A 21,075-nucleotide genomic window follows, 5' to 3' on the forward strand; every position below is an offset into this window, starting at 1 on the left:
ATTTTTATTGGGTATTCCGCTGAAATCAACGATAATGTAGTAGGGTTTGGTGACGCATTGGTTTTGCCAGGGTGCTTGTTTTGTGTCACCGTTGATTTTTTACCATGGAAGATTATCGATCAATACGCATTTCTGCACTGGCAGAAGAAGACCGGCCAAGGGAAAAATTATTACTCAGGGGCAAGTCCCATTTAACGGATGCGGAACTGATTGCCATTTTAATTGGGTCTGGTACCCGGTACCTCAGCGCTGTGGACCTGTCCAGGATCATCCTGAAGAGTGTTGGCAATGACCTGGCCCAACTGGCCAAACTTTCTGTCAATGATTTAAAAAAATTCAAAGGCATAGGGGAGGCAAAAGCCATAAGCATCGTCAGCGCCTTGGAATTGGGTAGGAGGCGAAAGGTATCTGAACCCCAGAAAAAAACCAAAATCAGCTCTTCGGCAGATGTCTACCAGTTGATGCGTCAGGAATTGCAGGACGAATCAGTCGAATTTTTTTATGCCTTATTTTTAAACCGCAGCAATTTGGTCATCAAAAAGCAATTGATCAGCCAGGGCGGCACTTCGGCCACTATCGCTGATCCCAAATTAATTTTTAAATATGGAATGGAATACCTTGCCAATGCGATAATATTGGTACACAATCACCCTTCAGGAAGCCTTAAGCCGTCTACAGCGGATATTAACCTCACCAAAAAATTGTGCCTGGTGGGTCAAAATTTGGAGCTTCCTGTATTAGATCATGTTATTTTCACAGATGTTGGCTATTTTAGCTTTGCAGATGAAGGCATGATTTAAATGAAAATGAATAAAAACAGCATATTTTGGACTTTAGTTGCCCTGGTGATAGGGATTTCCCTGATTTATACCTTTACAGGTACGGAAAACCCAGAATTGTATCAGGAGACCATAGAAGCGGAAAGAGAACGACAATTTAAGTTTTTGAAGTACAACCTGGAGTCCCCTCTCAAGGAGGACCAGAAACAAGAGCTGGACTCCCTGGATTTTTATCCCATTGATCCATCTTATAAAGTACGGGCAAGGATGGTGCCTGTCGCAAATAAAAGAATTCTGGAGATTCCCATGACAGATGGATCCATTGAGCGCTATATCAGGCATTCTTTTGCGGAATTTGAGTTGTCAGGAAAACCAGTAAAGTTATTGTTGCTTCAAGCCGAGGATGAAACGGATCTGCGGAATTTTTTTCTTGCTTTTGCGGATGAAACCAGCGGGGAAGAAACTTATGGGGGAGGTCGGTATTTAAACCTCAGGCAAGATGGGCAATCTTCCATTACCATTGACTTCAACCTGGCTTTTAATCCCTATTGCGCCTACAACCCTGATTTTGCCTGCCCTATTCCGCCTCGGGAAAATATTCTTGAAATTCCCATCAAGGCGGGGGAGAAAAATTACGATAAATAACCTTTCAGTAGAGGCCAATTATCGTAAATTTGTATTTAAGTCAAAATCATAATAATGAAAATTTCGATCAACCGTCTTAAAGATTATATTCCTTTTGATCATTCTTCTGAGGAAATTGCCCATTTATTGACAGCTTCCGGATTGGAAGTGGAAGGAATGACGACCTATGAATCCATAAAAGGAAGTCTTAAGGGGGTAGTCGTTGGGGAAGTTGTCAGTTGTGAGCCCCACCCCAATGCGGATAAACTTAGCCTGACAAAGGTGGATATTGGTGGTGAAATTGTGCCCATAGTATGCGGCGCACCCAATGTGGCCAAAGGACAAAAAGTGCCTGTGGCTACTGTAGGAACAAGCCTTTACCCAAATGATGGCAAGCCATTTGAAATCAAAAAGGCTAAAATCAGGGGAGAAGTTTCTCAGGGAATGATTTGCGCCGAGGATGAATTGGGGTTGGGTAGCAGCCATGAAGGTATTCTGGTTTTGGACACTGATTTACCCAATGGAAGCCCGGTTGTTAAATTATTTGACATAAATACCACAGATGTGCTGGAAATCGGACTCACTCCTAACCGGGCCGATGCAGCTTCCCATTTGGGCGTGGCCAGGGATTTGAAGGCATTGTTGGGCAAAGCATTGGTTTTACCAGATATCAGTGACTTTAAAGTAGACCATGAAGAGCGAACCATCAATGTATCCGTGGCCGATAGCGGAGACTGTCCCCGGTACGCCGGATTAACCATCAGCGGTTTGAAAATCGGTCCGTCTCCCAAGTGGCTGCAGGATTATCTGAAAGCACTGGATCTGGATCCTATCAACAATGTGGTGGATGTGACCAATTTTATTTTGCATGACCTGGGCCAGCCCTTACATGCTTTTGATGCGGATAAAATTAAGGGAGAAGAAATACAGGTAAAGAAATTACCTTCAGGAACAAAATTTATCACCCTGGAGGGAAAAGAACGAAAGCTGACCGGAGAGGAATTGATGATCTGTGACCGGGAAGAAGGGCTGTGTATGGCAGGTGTCCTGGGAGGACTGGATTCCGGGGTGAGTGAAACTACCAGCTCAATTTTCCTGGAAAGTGCCTGTTTCGGTGCTGATATTATCCGTAAAGGGGCACAACACCACGGAATCAAAACAGATGCCTCTTTCCGCTTCGAACGTGGCACAGATCCAAACATGCCCGTCTTTGCACTGAAAAGGGCAGCCATGCTGATCAAAGAACTGGCAGGAGGAGTCATCAGTTCCGGAATTACAGACCTTTATCCCGAGCCTGTTGCCGACTTTCAGATTCCGGTAAAATTCAGGCATATCGACAGGTTAATCGGTAAGTCAATTGACAGGCGGGAAATCAAAAAAATCCTGGAATCCCTGGATATCCGGGTGAGTAGTGAAACAGCCGAGGGATTTGTGGCATTGGTTAAGCCTTACCGGGTAGATGTAACAAGGGAAGCAGACATCATCGAAGAAATACTCCGGATCTACGGATTTGAGGCCATCCCTCTAGAGGAAAATTATCAGTCTGACTTTTTAGCAGAACATCCTGAGAAGGACTTGAACAAATTGCAATACAGGGTTTCTGAAATGCTGGCAGGGATCGGGTACAGTGAGATAATCACCAATTCACTCACGAAATCTTCTTACTCGGAAAAGTCCTCCTTCCTGGATTCCAGGGAAGATGTGGTGATATTGAATAAGTTGAGCGAGGACCTGGGTGTTTTGAGGCAAACCTTACTTTTTACCGGGCTGGAAGTTTTGGCGCACAATATCAACAGGAGACAAAAGGATTTAAAATTTTTTGAATTTGGATCCGTTTATTCGAGAAAGAAAGAGGGGTACAGAGAGATGAAAATGCTGTCCCTTTTTATGACTGGAAATTCCAGGCATGAAAACTGGATGGAGGCAGTGAGACCGGTAGGTTTTCCGGACTTATATGCCATAGTAGAAGCCTTATTGACCAAGCTGAACATCCATCAAACGGAGGTAGATGTGGTTGAGGATGCTCCGTATGCTTATGGTCTTGTATTGAAAGCAGGGCAACAGGAGGTCGGAAGAATAGGATTGCTGGAAGGTGCCCTGAGCAAAATGGCTGAAGTGAAGCAGGAGGTTTATTTTGCCGAACTGAACTGGAATGTGTTGGCTAAGCTTGCCAGAAGCAGGGAGAAATTCCAGGAGATTTCAAAATTTCCGGAAGTCAGAAGAGATTTGTCTTTGGTCATTGATGAGGCCGTAAGTTTTGATCAATTGCGTCAATTGTCCTTCAAGGCAGGCGGGAAGTTACTTAAACGGATCAATGTATTTGATGTTTATAGGGGAGATAAAGTGGAAAAAGGTAAAAAGGCCTATGCCTTGAGTTTTTATCTGCAGGATGACCAACAAACTTTAACAGATAAGGTAATAGATAAAACCATGAATAAATTAATGGCCATGTTTGAAAATAATACCGGTGCTTTGATCAGAAAATAAAATGAGGGTTTTCGATGAGCTTCAAAGGTTGGAAAGGTTGTCTGAGCAGGTTGAACAGAAGGTCAGCAGGCTTGAAGAGGAAAATATTGCCCTTAAAAATCAACTTTTGGAGTACCAAAAAAAACTATCAGATCAGGAAGAAGCATTGGAGGATTTTAAAAATCAAATTAAAATTAGTAAAATTGTAAGAAACATACCGGTAGAAAATAAAGCGTCTGCTGAATTGAAGGGAAGAATTGATGACTATATAAAGGAAATCGATAAAATTATTACTTACCTGTCTGAATAAATATGGAAACACTTTCGATCAGAATAAAAATAGGAGATAGGGAATATCCTATGAAAGTGAAGGCCGATGAGGAGGCCAGAATCAGGCGGGTTGGAAAATTAATTAACGATAAAATTAAAAAGTATAGGGAAGAGTTTGGACTAGAGGACCGGCAGGACCTGCTGGCCATGGTGGCATTTGATTGCATGGTAGAATCCATGGAGTTAAATGAAGATCATACCGAGGGCAGCGAGCAGGTTAAAAATGTGATCCTGCAGGTAAACCAACGCCTTGAAGCCATACTTTAATAATTATAGCCGCTTTTATCCCATCACAGTGGACGATGTTTTTTTCCGGTAGATAAACTCAAATATATCTATGGGAATACCAATATACATCATTTTATCAGGAGCTGTGGGCATTTTGCTTGGAGCTTTGCTCGCAGGGCTGTTTATCAAAAATAACAGCAAAAAGTTAGAAGCTGAAGCCAGGGAAAAAGCCAAAAGCATTATAAGGGAAGCCGAAATTACAGCTGAAGGGCTTAAGAAGGATAAAATACTGGAGGCCAAGGAGAAGTATATTCGACTCAAATCCGAATTCGAAGACGAAGTTGGTAAAAAGAAAAACATCCTCATTACCAACGAAAACAAACTCAAGCAGAGGGAGCAGGTTTTGTCTAAGGAGATGGAACAGCTCAAGCGCAAAGAAGCCGAACTGGACAGCAAAAAGGAAAATTTAAGTGCCCAGTTGCATGCTGTTCAGGTTCGGAAGGACGAGCTGGATAAAGTAACCCAGCAGCGGATTACCGACCTGGAAAAAGTGGCCTTGCTCACCCGTGAAGAAGCCAGGGATCAGTTGATAGAAATGCTCAAAGATGAAGCAACTACCAAAGCCTCTTCGCATATCAAGGATATTCTGGACCAGGCAAAGCTGAGTGCCACCAAACAGGCCAAGAAAATTGTTTTGGATACCATACAGCGTACAGCAACAGAACACGCGATTGAAAATTGTGTTTCCGTATTCAATATTGAAAGCGATGATGTCAAAGGAAAAATAATTGGTCGGGAAGGAAGGAATATCCGTGCCCTGGAAGCGGCTACAGGTATTGAAATTGTGGTGGATGATACCCCGGAAGCCATTATCATTTCCGGTTTTGATCCGGTTCGCAGGGAAATAGCCCGCTTGTCCTTGCACAGGTTGGTACAGGATGGCAGGATCCACCCTGCCCGTATAGAAGAAGTGGTTGCCAAAACGGAAAAAAATATTGATGAGGAGATCATAGAGATCGGAGAAAGAACCTGTATTGACCTGGGCATCCATGGCCTGCATCCGGAATTGATCAAAATGGTAGGCAGGATGCGTTTTCGCTCATCCTATGGACAGAACCTCTTGCAACACTCAAGGGAAGTGGCCAAGCTCTGTGCTACCATGGCTGCAGAAATGGGCATCAATGCCAAGCTGGCCAAAAGAGCCGGATTGCTGCATGATATCGGGAAAGTGTATCCCGAAGAAGCCGAATTGCCACATGCCATTTTAGGAATGGAGCTGGCCAAAAAGTACAAAGAGCATCCCGAGGTCATCAATGCCATTGGAGCCCACCATGATGAGATTGAAATGACCTCCATGCTTTCACCCATTGTGCAGGCCTGTGATGCCATCTCCGGTTCCAGGCCAGGAGCCAGGAGAGAGATCATGGACAGCTACATCAAAAGGCTCAAAGACCTGGAAGACCTGGCCCTGAGCTTTGATGGTGTCAACAAATGTTTTGCCATGCAGGCGGGCAGGGAGTTGCGGGTTTTGGTAGATGCAGATAATGTGGATGATACGACTGCCGGTCGCCTCTCTTTCGAGATATCTCAAAAAATAGAAAAAGAAATGCAATATCCCGGACAAATTAAAATCACGGTGATCCGCGAGATGCGGTCTGTGAATTATGCCAAATAGGGTGTAGTTAACGGCATTTCAAAGAATATTAATAGGATATCGGTCCGGAAGGAATGGCTACCCTTTTTTCATTTCAGGTTAAAAAGTGCAAAATATTTTTGTTTTAAAAATTATTTTTTTAGTTTTATTGAGTTCTAGATAAAAAGATCAACTAAATATTCAAATTCTGAATATGCTTTCCACAAGCTGTTTCCAACCTGTCCTGATTGTTTTGCTGATCAGTTTGAGTCTTTCCTGCAGCAGTATCGGTCATGAAAATAAATCAGGCGATGACTTTAACCCCTAAAAAATGACACCATTTCGTCTGGTCATCGCCTTTTTCGTAGTCTCTATCATAGGCTTCGCCTTACTGCCGGAATTGTCGGTGGACCTCAATCCAAGAGAAAAGGAGCCGGTTTTGAATATCAGCTTTTCTGTAAGAAGCGCCTCTCCGGAGTTGGTGGAAAAACTCGCCACTTCTCCGTTGGAAGGCGCAATATCTCAAATTTCTGAACTTAAAAAGACAACATCCGTCTCCAACTATAACCAGGGATCCATTCAGCTTAGGTTTGACAAGCGCACGGATATGGAATACAAGAAATTTGAGGTGGCGGCATTGATCCGGCAGGTATATCCCTCCATGGACAGTAAAGTCAGCTACCCGGTTATCACCCAGTCCTCGCAAAGGAGCATCCAGGAAAAAAGCCCCATCCTTACTTTTAGTATCAATGGCCCGTTCGCCTCTTTTGAAATTAAAAAAATTACAGAGGATGTATTGGTAGCCTCCCTGAACAGTATGGAGGCCATTGAGGAAATGGAGGTCAGGGGGGCCAATGAACTGTACCTTTTCGTAACCTATGATATTCAAAAGCTTCAGGCATTTCAGTTTTCCAGGTCCTTTTTGGAAAATAAATTGCGGAATTCATTTGGCAAAAATTACCCTGGCCTGGCCATGAATGTGTCCGGTGAATCGCTTTTTTTGGAAATTGACCGTTCCCTTCATTCCCTGGAGGCCCTGGAAAATCTGCTTATAGGCAGGATTGAGGGTAAGGATATTTTCCTTAAAGACGTAGCTACCCTGACCATGGAAGAAGCGGCTCCACAGCGATACTACAGGATCAATGGCAACAATTCGGTAAATCTGACCATTTACAGCCGGGATGGGGTTAACAAGGTGTTGTTGGCCCAAAACATCAAAGACAAGGTAAATGCTGCCAAGGCCTTATTTCCAGAAGGCATGGATGTAAGGCTGGAATTTGACAATACCTCTTTCCTGGAAAAAGAACTCCAAAAAATCTATAAAAGATCGGGTCTATCCATATTGATATTGATTGTATTTATCTTTCTGATCAACAGAAACCTGCGCTATCTGCTTACCTTATTTCTGGGTATTTTGGTGAATGTTAGTCTCACTGCCATCATGCTTTACCTGCTTGAAGTTGACATTCACCTGTATTCACTGGCCGGGTTGACCATTTCATTTGGTTTGATTGTAGACAATGCCATTATCATGATAGACCATTTGCACAAACATAAAAACAGAAAGGTCTTTTTAGCATTGCTGGCAGCCTCGCTGACCACCATTGCAGCTTTGTTGATGGTGTTTTTGTTGCCCGAGGAAGACCGTAAAAATTTAGGGGAATTTTCTATTGTCGTGGCCGTGATGCTGGGCAATTCCCTGTTGGTAGCCTTGCTGTTTACGCCGGCCATCTATGATTTGCTTTTTGGGAGGGCCCGGGCCCGGGGCAGGAAACTTACCGTTTCCAGGTTGAGGAAAAGGGTCAGGGCATTCGATGTGTTTTCTCGTACCATTTCATTTTTTGCCAGGTACAGGAAAGCCTTCATTACGGCATTGTTGCTCCTTTTTGGATTACCCATCTTTTATCTTCCCGCAAAATGGGAGGATAAGGAATGGTACAATAATACTGTGGGTAGCACGGTGTATCAGGAAGAAATACGTCCCTATGTGGACAAGGTATTTGGTGGTACCCTGCGGATGTTCGTTCGCGGCGTATTCGAAAAATCAGCCTACAGGGAAGCCGAAAGGACACGTTTGATTGTCAACGCCAGTTTGCCATTTGGCAACACCCTGGATCAGATGGATTTTATCATCAGGGAATTTGAAGACTACCTCAAAGGAGTGGAGGGGATAGACAAGTTCGTGACCAGTGTCAATTCGGGGCAAAGTGCCAGGATAGAGATCACCTTTAAGGAAGCCCACGAAACCTCTGCTCTTCCCTACAGGCTCAAAGGGAAACTGGCCATGAAATCTACAGACTGGAGTGGGGTAAGGTGGAATATTTATGGAGTAGGGCAGGGCTTTTATACCGGTCCCGGAGGGGAAGGGATTCCTTCATTTCGGGCTGAATTGAGAGGGTACAACTTCACGGAGTTGGAAAAACAAGCCGATATTCTGGCAGAAAAACTATTGTCTCATCGCCGGATACAGGAAGTGAACACCAATGAAAGACTGAGTTATGGGGAACAGAAAACAGAGGAATATGTCTTGAGGCTGGACCAGCAACGGCTCGCCATGGCCGGGGCCAATCAGTATGAGCTGGTGAATGCCCTCAATGACATGTCCAGACACGAACAGCCTTCTTTGTTTTTGGAGGTGGCCTCAGCGCAATACGGCTTGGTAGTGAGAGAAAAACAATCTGACAGTTTTTCCAGGTACGATTTAGAAAACAGCAGCCTTATCACAGGGGAAGATAGGATTTTTAAAGTGTCAGGCTTTGGCTCTCTCCAAAAAGAGACTACCACCAATGCCCTGCATAAAGAAGACCGGCAATACATTCGCCTGGTTTCCTTTGATTACATGGGATCTGCCAAATTTGGCGGGGAATACCTGGATGAAGTATTGGAAGAAATGAAGGCCAGTATGCCTATAGGCTATTCCGCGAGCCGGCAAACCTATACCTGGAACTACGATCAGGCCAAAAGACAATATGGCTTGCTGCTGGTGCTGGTGTTGGGGATCTTCTTTATCTGTTCCATTTTGTTTGAAAATTTCAGGCAGCCCCTCTTTATAATATTCATCATTCCCATTTCTTTCATAGGCTTGTTCCTGATTTTTTCGGTATTTGATTTTTATTTTGATCAGGGGGGATATGCAGCCTTTGTGATGTTGGGGGGATTGGCGGTCAATGCAGCTATTTTTATAGTCAATGATTTAAATAACAGGACGGCAGGAAAGTATAACAGAAATGTGTTAAAAGCAGTCGCCGGGAAGGCAACCCCAATTTTATTGACCGTATTGTCTACCTGTTTTGGTCTGATCCCTTTTGTCATGGAGGGGCAGAATGAAATTTTTTGGTTTTCTTTGGCCATAGGGACCATTGGAGGCCTTCTTTTTAGCATGGTAGGTGTTTTCCTGGCTTTACCTGTTTTCTTGTGGAAAAAGCAGCCTTCACAAAAAAATACCATAAATGATTAATACCAGGTTTTTATGAACAAATGCATTTACGCCCTTTTATTGTTCTTCTTTTGCAATGCCTGCAACAGGTCTGAAAATCAGAAAGAATCTGGGCCAATGACAAAACTGACTTTGGGCCTGGTGGACAGCATCATGGTAGACGAACTCAGTCCCCTGGTCATTGATGATTACCTGGAAAGGACAGGTCATTTTTTGATGCGGGGGACCAGGAGCAGAAAGCCTTATTTGGTAAACGATAAAGGCTTTGTATTAATGGAATATGACATCTTGAATGAAAGCCCAAACGGGGTGGGATCCAATGGGGCATTAGGATATGGATTTTTGGACCAGGACCGTTGGGTGGCCCAGGGAATTTTCAATGGCTACCACATTTTTGACATGAAAGGAAACAAGGTGAAATTTCTGGAACCCATTCAATTGGATATTTACGCCATGTCCATTTATAGTTATCGCACTTTTTTCCGAAGTTTTACTAAATCGGGAAAGGGGATTATTATTGGGCAGGAGCAAAATTTATTTGATCCCAAAACCATCGAAAAGGATAAAATTCAAACGCCGGAATATTATGAAAAGGTAAAAACAGTATTTGCCTATGCGGTAGAAAACGGGCAATTGGACCTTTTGGAGACCTATCCTGAGGAATGGACCCCCCGCAAATTGGGAGAATTTGTCGGGCAAAGCCAACCCATTGTTGCTTATCACCGCCACCTGCATGAAATGGCCATTTTACCTGCAATAGGCAATCAACTTTTTATATACGATTTTTCCAAAGCAAATCCTGAATTGAAAAAGGTGGTGGAATTGTCCCATCGTTTTCTGCCTGAAGGACTTCCGGTACGGGAACATGAAGTGGAAGGGTACTCAGATTATCCCAATTTTACGGATGTCAGGTATGTTGGTGAGCGGTTACTGGTTGAGTTCAAGACAAAAATACCTGTAGATCTCATTGCCCAGCTGAGGGCCAAATCAGAGCAATACTACAATTTACCAGAATTTAAAGAGGCCCTGAGGGCTTTTGCAAAACCCTATTACATGGTCGTGGAAAACGGAGAACAAATTGGGGTTTTGGAGGGATTACCAGTGCATGGGGCACTGGATTTTGCAGATGAAAATGGTTTTATTTATGTTAATGATAATCTCGAACCCGAGGTGGAAAGGGAGTACAATATTTTTTATAAACTGAAATTCAATGAATTAGATTAAATAAGATGCTGTTCCAGCTTTTATTTTAATATTATTCTATTTTCGGGTGATTTTTACCACTAAAAAAAATTTTATTTTGTTGAATTCTGTATTTGGAGTGAAAAAATCAACCTGTTGCTGGTTTTTTGTACCCTGCAATCACTACTTCCGAATTTTGGAATACATAATATTTAAGCCTCAATATTAATTAATAGTTAATTTATACATATTTTCATTGATATATTTGCAATGTAAAATCCTCTCTGTTACATTTGTGTCATACTTACGTAAGTAATTCAATTACCCGCCCAAAATAATTAGCCTCAAACAAAAATTTTTCGGGAGGTTCCCGGGAAGAGGTTTTAAAAGTGTCTAAACCTTTAAAAATTTATTACCATGAGATTAATTATTGTAACATTACTCGTTTTTTCTTTAAGCACGGCGGTATTCGCTACAGCACCTGTTGAAAACCCTATCGTTACCCTTGAAAAGGTAGGTGAAAACAAATTCCAGTTGAAATACATGGGAATTCCCGAGGGAAGAATCACTGTGGCATTCAAAAATGAAGACAACAGGGTGATTTTCAGGGATATCATTGAAGCTGAAAAGGTTTTTTTCAAAAATTATGATTTGAACAAATTGGATTTGGGCAACTACCAGGTTGAGGTTTTTGCTGCTGAAGCAGGAAAACTGGAAGATTTTGAAGTTTACTTAGGTCCTAAAAGTGTCGAAAAAACCTATTTTGCAAAAGTGCAGGTTCTGGATAACCAAACGCTCGCATTTGTTTTGAAAAATCTGGATGGTACCGAAAAGAAACTTGAGATTTTCGAAAGGGGAAAATTGATTTTCGAAGAAGCCATCTCAGGGGATACTTTTGGCAAAAAATTCAAGTTTGAAAAAATAGGATCGTTGGAGAACATCAGCTTCAAAGTATCTGATAAAAGCGGATTTGGAAATTATATTTCCGCACTATAATATAAATTTAGCCACCAACAATGCAAATAGGTTGCCTTCGGGCAGCCTATTTTTTTTATGAGATCCTGAAATCAGAAATCCAGTCCGTTTTATGGATAATTCCATTTAAAATCAATCCGTTTTGAAACGGAATTTTTTTCTTGCCCCCAACCCAATTTCATGAAAATATAGTCTTCTCAAACCTTGACGGCTGGAAAATTTAAAACCCGGGTTAGATGGGGTTTTTCAATCTATTGAATTACAATTAATTCACCTGAATTTCATCGGAAGACTCAAAATGAGATGGGCCAAGTAAGCCCATGTTAAGAAGGGGTTACCACATCTTTTTCCCGCATAAAAGAGCCGCAAAAAAGGGTTTTAGGTGAAGGTTCATGCGGTCTTTCAGGTAATTTTGTCCCCCTCTCTACTTTGTAGGATCAATGTCAGGGATAATACAAACAGGCAATGGGGGAGTGATCCGTTTATTTATTTTGAAATTTATTTTCCCTTTACCTTGTTTAAATACCATGCATAAAGTCGGGATCAAAAACATGGTATGCCCAAGATGTGTCATGGCTGTACAGGAGGTTCTCAAATCCATGATGGTGGATTTTGAGCGGGTTGAACTCGGTCAGGTGATGTTTGAGCAAAGGCCTGATGGATCATTTTTAAAAGACTTTGAAGAAAAGCTTGGGCCTTTGGGATTTTCTTTGGCCAGGTCCAGGGAAACAGTTTGGGTAGAAACGACGAAGCTTACCTTAATTCAGCTTTTGGAGGGGGGTAACATAAAAGGTGAATCACCGCTTTCAGACTTGCTGTCGAGTAAAACAGGTCTGCCCTACAGCAGGTTGAGTCATCTTTTCAGCAGTTTGGAAGGAATGTCCATCGAGCAATATTTTATCGGCTTAAAAATTGAAAAGGCAAAGGAATGGCTGAGTTACGAATCAATGAATATCAGCGAAATCGCCTGGAGTCTGGATTACAGCAGCGTACAGCACTTTTCTGCTCAGTTTAAGAAAGTAACGGGTTTAACGCCCAGCCAGTTTAAGAAATTGAATCAAAAACCCAGGATATTTTTAGATCAGGTGGGTAAGTCTCAACATTAAGTGGGATATCGTATGACTTTCAAAAAAGACGAATACCCAATGAAAGCATCAATTGATTTTGCCTTTGATCTGTGGCGAAACCTGCAATGGAGTCTGCATGCTTCCCCAAAGCACCTTCATATTTAAAATCTAAAATCATATTGGCAATATCTAATCCAATACCAGCCTGATAGCCTAAAGTGGTGCTGTTATAATCCGGATCAAAGCTACCGGGAGTATTATTGACTGAGCTGAACTCACTGTCAATGATAAATGTGGCCACCGGGCCGGCCTGAACCCTGAATACACGGGCGATTTTAAATCCGCCCATCAGAGGGATATCAATTCTATCGAAACTGGCGGTATAGGTAACCGTGTTGTTTCCCTGTGAATTTTGAAATTCGCCCCCTGTATTGGTGTAAAGCACTTCGGGTTGGATATAAATACGGTTGCCACCCAGTCTGGCAAATAAACCCGCATGATACCCCAGTTTTTCATTGCCTTTGGTAAAGTCTGTCCCGTTTACGGAAATATTTCCCTGAGATATACCGATTTTGGGTCCAATAGAAAATTCCTGGGCATGTGTTTGGACGAAAGCCAACAGGAATATCATTAAAATAAGGTTATTTTTGAGCACCTTTTTCATGGTGGATCCTTTTAAGTTGAGTTGCAGCATGAAATAAACCAGCTTTGAAACGATCAGGATACCGAGATGGTATTATTTTTTTATTGACAGAATACAAAATTGCTTGATTTTATATCAAATACAAAATTATGGGCATAAACTTGCCACAGTAGCTTGTTATTTCGCAAAGGTTCCTTTAATTTGTCTTTATACTGAAGGTTAGTCACCTGCTTCCTTAATATATTGATGAAAAATAATTAAGTTTGTAAGAAGCCTAAATTTCAAAGAAATGGTTTGTTTAACTTTCTAAGGTCTTGATAGTTTTTAATCTTATATTTAAGAAAAAGGACTTGGTAAATTGTTTTATAAAAGATAAAAGCAAATAAAAATTCCATGATAGAAGTAATAAAGTACCCCAGTGTATTGGAAAGCAGTAATCTTGAGCTCAGGAATGTGGCAAAGGATTTGGTCTCGGGACTTAAAATTTACCATGACAATATTGGTTATTTGGTTGGGGACTTGGCATTGTCCGAAGGCACATCGCCTCACAGGAACATCAATAGTTCACCTGAAGAAATTGATTACAAAATCTTTTTGAAAGCCGGGCTTCTTTTGGCCTCCCAGAAATTGGGCAGTCCCATTACTGTGACTACAGGTTTTCCATTTTCCACTTTTCAGGTTTTTAAGGAAAATGCATATCGGTTGTTGGAAAATGAACACATTATAGAATACGATACCCAGACCTTCGGTGGAGGCGGCAGAAAAAAAATGGCTGTTGAAGTAGACAGGGTAGCGGTAATACCCGAAGTGGTGGGTTGCAGTATGGCTGTAAGGCAAATGTACAGTGATGCACCAAAAAATTTCTTTATGATAAGTCTGGGCTATGGTACTATGGAAGCCATTTTGAGCACAGAAGGAGGCTTGGTACAAAGGTCAAGTGTGTCCACCTTTGGACTGCGGTATGCCATTAATCTGATTACCAGGGAGCTTCAGAAGGACAATTACCTTGATCTGAAAACCGAACATCAGATCGATCAATACTTTAGTGAGGGTACAATTATATTAAACAGAAAACGTTTAGACTTAAGAGAATTGCGCAAGCAGGTGATCACCCAATATTACAATGACGTGATTTCCCCATCCATTAGAAAAGCTTTCTCCGATAGTGATTTTTCTAAATCCGCAGATCTCTATTTGGCCGGAGGTGGGGCCAATTATGTGGAGTTGGTGAATCTTTTCAGGGATGAATTTGATGGGTTGTTAAATGTGCATGTTCCAGATTCTCCAGAACAAATGGCTTCAATAGGTTATTGCTACAATAGTTTGGCCATAGGTGGAGGAGCTAAGGATAAGGCTGTTGGGTTGGACCTGGGAAACAGCTCAACTATCCTTACTACATTCAAACAGGAAAAAGAAGATTAGTCATATAAAATCGAACATGGCTCAGCCGACACACAAATGGATGAATTCCATCATGCGAGAATCTCCTGAAAGTCGGGAACCTTCAGTAGGTACAAAATATGACCTTTGAAAATCAAAATATAATCAGATGAAATTTGGATCCAATAAGCAACAAAACGAAGAACCAAATGTGGGAAAAGTGACGGTTTTGTCACTTGGATTTGAACTTACAGGAGACATCATCTCTAAAAGTGATATACGTGCGGACGGAATATTGGTAGGCAGTATTCGCACTGATAAAAGAGTAGTGGTGGGAGAAAAGGCCTCTATTACCGGCGATATCATTGCAGAAGAAATCAGCATTAGCGGAGAAGTTGTTGGTGACTTGTTCATTAAAGGTGAAACGACCATTTATGCCAATGCAAAGGTTTCAGGTAATATCAAAACCAGTTCCATTTTTATCCACAAAGGAGCCCAAATCAATAGTGGTATTCAGGTATTGGAGCCCAAAGAAGTGGAGGAAGCTTCCAAATCAAGTAAAATCAATTCGGTAAGCAGAGAGGAGCTTTATTCCATGTTAGATGATCGCTCCACTACGAAGCGAAACAAGGAGGTGCCGGTGAAGCCCATATCCCAGCCCAAAACAAAGACGTATACCGATTCTTCAACAGATGGCGATTCTGATACTAACATGGATTATCCCAGGTCCTGGTAAAGTAAATTCACAGATTTTCTAAGGAAAATAAAAAATGGCAATCCCAGAAGGGATTGCCATTTTTTTATGCATATTCCGCCAAATAATCTTAGCCACCTTCTCCCGGTTCTCCAAAAACACCTACCATGTTTAACAATACGAGAATGATCACGATGGGGCATATCCACTTGATAAAAAAGATCCAGGCCTTTTTTGGGAAGCCTTCAAAAGAAGCTGAACCCATGGATAACTCTCCTGCGTATTCCTTGACATTTTTTATCCAGCCGGTATAGAGACTTAGCATCAGACAAATGACCACAATGGCTAGCGTCCCGAAGAAAAAATCCATTAAATCAAAGAAGCCTGAAATTTGTTTTCCAAAAAAGTTGAAACCCATTTTGTTAAAGAAATTGCCCTGTACTGCAGCGAGGGATGAGGGTATGCTTAGGACCATGGCGGCAATACCTATGGTCCATGCGGCTTTTTTTCTGGACCATTTTCTTTCATCAATAAAATAGGCTACAGGTACTTCCAGCATGGAAATGCTCGATGTAAGGGCCGCTACGAGCAAGAGAAGAAAGAACATGCCTCCTATGATATTTCCAAATGGTTCGATTTGATCAAAAACCCTGGGAAGAACATTGAATACAAGAGCGGGACCTTCGTCTGGACTCACTCCTGGCAAAAGGGCAAAGAGGGCCGGAAAAATCATCAAACCACCCATTAAGGCCACCATACTATCCATACCGGCTATCCATCCGGATGAACGGATTACATTGTTATTTTTGGGCAAATAGGAACCAAAGGTTATCATTAAGCCCCAACCAACAGATAAACTGAAGAAGGCCTGTCCAAGGGCTGAAAGGATTACTTTTCCGTTGATTTTGGAAAAATCCGGAGAAAGGTAATATTCTATACCCGCACTTGCTCCGGGCAAGGTTACGGCCCTGGCTGCAATGAGGATGATAATGAGAAACAAAACGGGCATCAAAAATTTAGCAGCTTTTTCAATACCACCGGAAATGCCTCCCAATACCACCATGATGGTCATGAGTATAAAGACCATGCACAGGGGAATAACGTATAAGGGTGTTTGGACAAAATCTTCAAAGTCGATCGGTATATTGATCAATTCAGTAAAAATATAACCTATGGTCCATCCCGCAATGACAGAATAATAACTCAAAACAGCAAAGCAAACCATGACACACAAAACCCCTGCTGATTGCCAGAATTTACTTCCCCCTGTTGTTTTGATCGCTCCGACAGGGTTTCTGCCTGATTTTCTACCCAATGCAATTTCATTCAGGAGTAGTGGAAGACCTATTAATAAGACGCAAAGCACATAAACAAAAACAAATGCACCACCTCCATTTTGACCTGTTATATATGGGAACCGCCAAATATTACCTAAACCCACTGCCGATCCTCCAGCGGCCATTATAAAACCAAATGAGGATCCCCATTGCCCTCTTGAGGGTGTTTTAATAGATTTTTGCATATAGTTAATTGAGTTGAGTGATGTACAAAAAGAAAAAAGATGTCAGGTTTTATATTCAGCTAATTTAATTTGTTTTGCTATAATACCAATTCCTTCGGCGAAACTTTTTGGACTAAAGCCCAGAATTTCTTTGGCTTTGGAAATGATTAGCCCGGTTCGTAAGGGTCTGTTAGCTACCTGACCAAAATGGCTGGAATCTGTTTTTTTGATTTTTGTGGCATCCAGATGGAAAAAACCTGCCGTTATAATAGCCATGTCATAGGGGGTAAGTAACTCCTCTCCGGACAAATTAAAAATCCCACTGGCCTTTTTGGCCACAATGAGAAGGCAGCCTTCCGCCAGGTCCTCTGCCAATGTTGGTGTCCTGAACTGGTCGTCTACCAATTCAAGCGTTTTACCTTGTTCCAATCCTTTTTTAACCCAAAGTATGATATTGGAACGGCTCATGTCATGGGAAATGCCGTATACCAGATTGGTCCTTACTATAGCCCATTTGTAAGGGTACTTTTGGATGGCAATTTCTGTTTCCAGTTTGGTTTGGCCATAATAATTTAATGGGTTTGGTTTGTCTTCTTCATCATAGGGGCCATTTTTGCCATCAAAAATAAAATCAGTGGAAATAAAGATCAGATGAGATTGGCATTGGGTGGCAGCCTGAATAATATTTAGTGTGGCTTTCACATTTTGCTCGTAACAGTTGTGCCTGCTTACCTCGCATCTGTCTACATCTGTCATAGAAGCTGAATGGATAACGTATTGCGGAGAATAGATGCGGAATACCTGCATTACCTCTTTGAAATGGGTAATGTCCATTTCCTCATAATCATATCCTTCCCATTCCCCTGGCAACCTGCATGATCCTATTCCTGTGGCTATGACATCATACTTTCCGTCAATAAGGATTTTCTTGACAATTTTTTGTCCTACCAGACCATTGGCTCCCGTAATTAATATTTTTGGTTTTTCACTCTTCAGGATATTGATATCCATAATCTTCAGATATTTTCTTCTTAGCCACTAATTCAACATTTACTTTGATGTAAACGGGTGTAACAGGTTTGTCATTCGGTCCTTTTTCCAGTTGCGTTATCGCTTCCATTACATCAAGGCCCTTGATTACTTTTCCAAAAACGGTATAGGTGTCATCCAAATGTGGGGTCCCCCCTATACTGGTGTATGCCCTGACTTGATTTTCCCGGATGTCTTTTCCCAAATTTAAGTTAAAAAATTGTTCCATCATTGCTTTTTTGGAAAGCATTAGCGCATTTAAACTATCAAATTCCTGACTTTGGTAAAGTTTACTGTATTTTTCCCTTAATCCCATATTGCTGTCCAGCTGTATGTATTTTGAAAAAGCCATTTGCAGCTTCCGCATATCGGTAGTTAGCTCTTGCTCTTCATATACCCTGCCTTCCACAATGTAAAATTGACAACCACTGGATTCCCGTTCCGGATTCAGGTTGTCACCCTGCCTGGCAGCGGCAATACTTCCTTTTTCATGGATAAGGGAAGGGTCAAACTCCGCAGGCAGTGTGTACCATTCTTCTTTTGGTAAGCCTTCCCTGGTAAAGACGTCGCCTCCCTGGATCATAAAATCATCGATGATCCTGTGAAACTCAGTGGAATCATACCTTCCTGAACTTGCCAGATCAATAAAGTTTTCCTTGTGCCGGGGTGTTTCATCATACAAAACGGCATACATCTTCCCAAATTTGGTGTCTATGGTCACCAGGTAATCCTTTTCCGTGGCGCAGGAAAGGGACAAGCTAAGGTAGGCCACACAGCTTATCCATTGGATTATTTTCAACCTATTCATTTAGCGTTTTCTTGATTTCCTTTAAAACCTGATCCCCTCCCATGGTCAATATGCTTTCCGCAAGTTGGTGACCCAAACTTTCAGCATTTTGTTCCGGACCAATAAAGTGATCATAAAGTCTGTTTTTCCCATCCAGTGACATCAACCCGCCCTTCAGTTCCACCAGGTCCCCTTTCCATTGGGCCAGGGCAAAGGCAGGAATACTGCAGCCACCTTCCAAAACCTTTAGAAAGCTCCGCTCCGCCCGCAGGCAGACGGCTGTCGGAACATGGTTGACGGCCAGAGAAATGGATTCCTTAATTTCCGCAGGGAGGAGTTGGTGGGCTTCTATACCAATACTGCCCTGGCCCACTGCCGGAATAAATTGCTTCAGGGTCAATTCTTTTCGGATCAGGTGGTCATACCCCATGCGGTGTACCCCGGCAAAGGCCAATAGCAAACCATCACAGACCCCTTTTTCCATTTTTGCAATTCTCGTTTGCAAATTCCCCCGGATATCTGTTGTTTTTACATTTGGATAATAATGCTTTAAAGTAGCGATTCTTCTCGTGGATGAAGTGCCCAGCACCAATGGTTTTTCCCGGTTATTGAGATCCGGGAATTCTTTTTGGTGGCTGATGATGACATCATTCACCTTTTCCCTTTCGGTAAAAGCAATGATTTCAAATCCTTCGGGAAGTCGCGAAGGTAAATCTTTGGCACTATGCACGGCAATGTCTACCCCACCTTCAGCCAACTGGTTTTCTAATTCTTCGGTAAATACCCCTTTACTGCCAATTTTTGAAATGGCCACGTCGAGTACCTTGTCCCCTTTGGTTTCAATGATGACAATCTGAGAGGAAATCCCTTTCCTTGTCAATAAGTCTGCTACATGGTGGGCCTGATAAAGAGCCAGTTTGCTTCCCCTTGTCCCTATGCGAATCGGATCCATTACTGCTCGTTTTTTCTTTTTATGGTTTTTTTCTCCACTGCACTTTCAATATAGGAAATGATTTTTCCGGCAATATTTATTCCTGTTGCTTTTTCGATCCCTTCCAGGCCCGGAGAACTGTTTACCTCTAAAATCAATGGACCGCGGTCAGATTGGAGCATGTCCACGCCGGCTACCGAAAGGCCGAGCGCTTTGGCAGCATTTAAAGCGGCTGCTTTTTCCAGTCGGCTCAGTTTTATGACTTCTGCTTTTCCTCCCCTGTGTAAATTAGACCGAAATTCCCCATCTGCTCCCTGTCGCTTCATGGCACCTACCACCCTGTTGTTTACTACAAAAGCCCTGATATCCGCTCCCTTGGCTTCCTTTATGAATTCCTGGACAATAATGCGTGCTTTAAGGCCATGGAAAGCTTCAATGACCGATTGGCTGGCTTTTCTGGTTTCAGCCAATACAACTCCCAGACCCTGAGTACCCTCCAGCAGTTTGATGATAAGCGGTGCACCTCCAACCATCTCCACCAACTGTTTTTCTCCACCTTTCGAAAAATTGGTAAATGCCGTTTTTGGCATTCCCAGACCCTCTCTGGATAAAATCTGTAAAGATCTCAATTTATCCCGGCTGCGTACTATAGCCTGGGACTCAACTGCAGAAAAAACACCCATCAATTCAAATTGTCGGACCACAGCAGTTCCATAAAAAGTAACAGAAGCCCCTATCCTGGGAATAATGGCATCAATTGATTTGAGCTTCTCTCCTTTATAAAGAATATAAGGACCATTTTGCTCGATAATCAAATCACAGGCAGAGTGGTCGATCACCATGGCTTCATGGCCTGCTTCCCTGATAGCCTGTATCAATCTTTTGGTAGAATACAGGTTTGAATTTCGGGACAATACGGCTATTTTCATCACTGATTTTTATACTTAGGGTTTCCGGCCAAATTAACTTTATCCACGTCTACCAAAAACCGGCCTTTCAGGATTTTTCTTCCCAACAACACGGCATTTTTCATATTTGATCGGTTAGAAAGGGTAAATGCTGCCGGAAAGGTAGCGTCTCCAATAGCCAGAGAGGTAAGCACCAGGTAGCGTTTTTCCATCTGGCCGAAGGAATTTTTCACTTTTTTCACTTTATACTTTGCGGTTTGTATTTTTTTTCCTGAAAAGGATTTATGGGAGGGTTCCAGAGGAATAAACTCCAATAATTTTTTTCCTCCTTCCTGTATTTCATTGGCCAGTGAGACGTGAATGGTGCAATTGTATGCACCGGTATCTATTTTTGCATTTATTTTACCAATGTCCCATTCCGGCAGACTAATGCTTTCTTTTCTCCCTAAAATTGTTTTTTCCATTGGTTCAAAGGTAATTTA

19 protein-coding genes are annotated in these 21,075 nt (G+C 42.2%); 12 read left to right on the forward strand and 7 right to left on the reverse strand.

The window, feature by feature from the left end; all coding sequences use genetic code 11:
• Positions 1–104: 104 nt before the first annotated feature.
• The 10 genes from radC (at position 105) to HUJ21_RS19110 (ending at position 12,759) form a co-directional block, all read left to right on the forward strand.
• Complete coding sequence (gene radC / locus HUJ21_RS19065) at positions 105–800, forward strand: DNA repair protein RadC (RefSeq protein WP_291372118.1); 696 nt, start codon at positions 105–107, stop codon at positions 798–800.
• A 6-nt stretch (positions 801–806) separates the two neighbouring features.
• Positions 807–1,424 (forward strand): DUF1684 domain-containing protein, encoded by a 618-nt coding sequence (locus tag HUJ21_RS19070; protein WP_291372158.1) that lies wholly within the window; start codon positions 807–809, stop codon positions 1,422–1,424.
• Between the two features lie 54 nt (positions 1,425–1,478).
• Complete coding sequence (gene pheT / locus HUJ21_RS19075) at positions 1,479–3,890, forward strand: phenylalanine--tRNA ligase subunit beta (RefSeq protein ID WP_291372119.1); 2,412 nt, start codon at positions 1,479–1,481, stop codon at positions 3,888–3,890.
• Position 3,891: 1 nt separating this feature from the next.
• Positions 3,892–4,179 carry a hypothetical protein gene (locus HUJ21_RS19080; protein ID WP_291372120.1) on the forward strand — a complete coding sequence of 96 codons (288 nt, stop codon included), beginning with the start codon at positions 3,892–3,894 and terminating at the stop codon, positions 4,177–4,179.
• Positions 4,180–4,181: 2 nt separating this feature from the next.
• Complete coding sequence (locus HUJ21_RS19085) at positions 4,182–4,466, forward strand: cell division protein ZapA (protein ID WP_166142482.1); 285 nt, start codon at positions 4,182–4,184, stop codon at positions 4,464–4,466.
• Positions 4,467–4,536: 70 nt separating this feature from the next.
• On the forward strand, positions 4,537–6,102 hold the full coding sequence (rny, locus tag HUJ21_RS19090; RefSeq protein WP_166142484.1) for a ribonuclease Y: 1,566 nt from the start codon (positions 4,537–4,539) through the stop codon (positions 6,100–6,102).
• A 289-nt stretch (positions 6,103–6,391) separates the two neighbouring features.
• A complete protein-coding gene (locus HUJ21_RS19095) occupies positions 6,392–9,517 on the forward strand; it encodes an efflux RND transporter permease subunit (protein ID WP_291372121.1) in 3,126 nt (1,041 codons plus the stop codon).
• Positions 9,518–9,613: 96 nt separating this feature from the next.
• Positions 9,614–10,720, forward strand: a complete 1,107-nt coding sequence (locus HUJ21_RS19100) for a hypothetical protein (protein ID WP_291372122.1) — start codon at positions 9,614–9,616, stop codon at positions 10,718–10,720.
• Positions 10,721–11,095: 375 nt separating this feature from the next.
• The gene (locus HUJ21_RS19105) at positions 11,096–11,674 is read left to right on the forward strand and encodes a hypothetical protein (RefSeq protein WP_291372123.1); all 579 of its coding nucleotides are present in this window, start codon (positions 11,096–11,098) and stop codon (positions 11,672–11,674) included.
• A 506-nt stretch (positions 11,675–12,180) separates the two neighbouring features.
• Positions 12,181–12,759, forward strand: coding sequence for an AraC family transcriptional regulator (locus HUJ21_RS19110; RefSeq protein ID WP_291372124.1), 579 nt, complete (start codon positions 12,181–12,183; stop codon positions 12,757–12,759).
• 19 nt (positions 12,760–12,778) lie between these two features.
• Here HUJ21_RS19110 and HUJ21_RS19115 read toward each other — a convergent pair whose 3' ends face one another.
• On the reverse strand, positions 12,779–13,384 hold the full coding sequence (locus HUJ21_RS19115) for a porin family protein (protein ID WP_291372125.1): 606 nt from the start codon (positions 13,382–13,384) through the stop codon (positions 12,779–12,781).
• A gap of 351 nt (positions 13,385–13,735) precedes the next feature.
• On the opposite strand from HUJ21_RS19115, the gene HUJ21_RS19120 reads away from it, so the two are divergent.
• Positions 13,736–14,785: a ParM/StbA family protein gene (locus tag HUJ21_RS19120; RefSeq protein WP_291372159.1), complete on the forward strand. Its 1,050-nt coding sequence runs from the start codon at positions 13,736–13,738 to the stop codon at positions 14,783–14,785.
• Positions 14,786–14,912: 127 nt separating this feature from the next.
• Positions 14,913–15,479 (forward strand): polymer-forming cytoskeletal protein, encoded by a 567-nt coding sequence (locus HUJ21_RS19125; protein ID WP_291372126.1) that lies wholly within the window; start codon positions 14,913–14,915, stop codon positions 15,477–15,479.
• A gap of 88 nt (positions 15,480–15,567) precedes the next feature.
• Here the strand turns inward: HUJ21_RS19125 and HUJ21_RS19130 are convergent, their stop codons facing one another.
• From HUJ21_RS19130 to HUJ21_RS19155, 6 genes are read right to left on the reverse strand one after another with little or no spacing between them, the layout of a single operon-like run.
• Entirely contained in the window at positions 15,568–16,959 is a 1,392-nt protein-coding gene (locus tag HUJ21_RS19130; protein ID WP_291372127.1) for a sodium-dependent transporter, read from the reverse strand.
• A 42-nt stretch (positions 16,960–17,001) separates the two neighbouring features.
• On the reverse strand, positions 17,002–17,949 hold the full coding sequence (locus HUJ21_RS19135; protein WP_291372128.1) for an SDR family oxidoreductase: 948 nt from the start codon (positions 17,947–17,949) through the stop codon (positions 17,002–17,004).
• A complete protein-coding gene (locus HUJ21_RS19140) occupies positions 17,924–18,775 on the reverse strand; it encodes a peptidylprolyl isomerase (protein WP_291372129.1) in 852 nt (283 codons plus the stop codon). The genes HUJ21_RS19135 and HUJ21_RS19140 overlap by 26 nt, the downstream gene beginning before the upstream one ends.
• Positions 18,768–19,706 carry a hydroxymethylbilane synthase gene (gene hemC / locus HUJ21_RS19145; protein ID WP_291372130.1) on the reverse strand — a complete coding sequence of 313 codons (939 nt, stop codon included), beginning with the start codon at positions 19,704–19,706 and terminating at the stop codon, positions 18,768–18,770. The genes HUJ21_RS19140 and hemC overlap by 8 nt, the downstream gene beginning before the upstream one ends.
• The gene (gene rimK, locus HUJ21_RS19150; RefSeq protein WP_291372131.1) at positions 19,706–20,614 is read right to left on the reverse strand and encodes a 30S ribosomal protein S6--L-glutamate ligase; all 909 of its coding nucleotides are present in this window, start codon (positions 20,612–20,614) and stop codon (positions 19,706–19,708) included. Before rimK ends, hemC begins: the two co-directional genes overlap by 1 nt.
• Positions 20,614–21,057 carry a RimK/LysX family protein gene (locus tag HUJ21_RS19155; protein WP_291372132.1) on the reverse strand — a complete coding sequence of 148 codons (444 nt, stop codon included), beginning with the start codon at positions 21,055–21,057 and terminating at the stop codon, positions 20,614–20,616. Before HUJ21_RS19155 ends, rimK begins: the two co-directional genes overlap by 1 nt.
• Positions 21,058–21,075 lie beyond the last annotated feature (18 nt).

Origin of the sequence: Cyclobacterium sp. (assembly GCF_014762705.1) — a bacterium.
Classification (GTDB): domain Bacteria; phylum Bacteroidota; class Bacteroidia; order Cytophagales; family Cyclobacteriaceae; genus Cyclobacterium.

Coding starts and splice junctions, on each gene's coding strand:
- radC (WP_291372118.1), top strand. CDS start 105: ATGGAAGATTATCGATCAATACGCATTTCTGCACTGGCAGAAGAAGAC.
- HUJ21_RS19070 (WP_291372158.1), top strand. CDS start 807: ATGAATAAAAACAGCATATTTTGGACTTTAGTTGCCCTGGTGATAGGG.
- pheT (WP_291372119.1), top strand. CDS start 1,479: ATGAAAATTTCGATCAACCGTCTTAAAGATTATATTCCTTTTGATCAT.
- HUJ21_RS19080 (WP_291372120.1), top strand. CDS start 3,892: ATGAGGGTTTTCGATGAGCTTCAAAGGTTGGAAAGGTTGTCTGAGCAG.
- HUJ21_RS19085 (WP_166142482.1), top strand. CDS start 4,182: ATGGAAACACTTTCGATCAGAATAAAAATAGGAGATAGGGAATATCCT.
- rny (WP_166142484.1), top strand. CDS start 4,537: ATGGGAATACCAATATACATCATTTTATCAGGAGCTGTGGGCATTTTG.
- HUJ21_RS19095 (WP_291372121.1), top strand. CDS start 6,392: ATGACACCATTTCGTCTGGTCATCGCCTTTTTCGTAGTCTCTATCATA.
- HUJ21_RS19100 (WP_291372122.1), top strand. CDS start 9,614: ATGACAAAACTGACTTTGGGCCTGGTGGACAGCATCATGGTAGACGAA.
- HUJ21_RS19105 (WP_291372123.1), top strand. CDS start 11,096: ATGAGATTAATTATTGTAACATTACTCGTTTTTTCTTTAAGCACGGCG.
- HUJ21_RS19110 (WP_291372124.1), top strand. CDS start 12,181: ATGCATAAAGTCGGGATCAAAAACATGGTATGCCCAAGATGTGTCATG.
- HUJ21_RS19115 (WP_291372125.1), bottom strand. CDS start 13,384: ATGAAAAAGGTGCTCAAAAATAACCTTATTTTAATGATATTCCTGTTG.
- HUJ21_RS19125 (WP_291372126.1), top strand. CDS start 14,913: ATGAAATTTGGATCCAATAAGCAACAAAACGAAGAACCAAATGTGGGA.
- HUJ21_RS19130 (WP_291372127.1), bottom strand. CDS start 16,959: ATGCAAAAATCTATTAAAACACCCTCAAGAGGGCAATGGGGATCCTCA.
- HUJ21_RS19135 (WP_291372128.1), bottom strand. CDS start 17,949: ATGGATATCAATATCCTGAAGAGTGAAAAACCAAAAATATTAATTACG.
- HUJ21_RS19140 (WP_291372129.1), bottom strand. CDS start 18,775: ATGAATAGGTTGAAAATAATCCAATGGATAAGCTGTGTGGCCTACCTT.
- hemC (WP_291372130.1), bottom strand. CDS start 19,706: ATGGATCCGATTCGCATAGGGACAAGGGGAAGCAAACTGGCTCTTTAT.
- rimK (WP_291372131.1), bottom strand. CDS start 20,614: ATGAAAATAGCCGTATTGTCCCGAAATTCAAACCTGTATTCTACCAAA.
- HUJ21_RS19155 (WP_291372132.1), bottom strand. CDS start 21,057: ATGGAAAAAACAATTTTAGGGAGAAAAGAAAGCATTAGTCTGCCGGAA.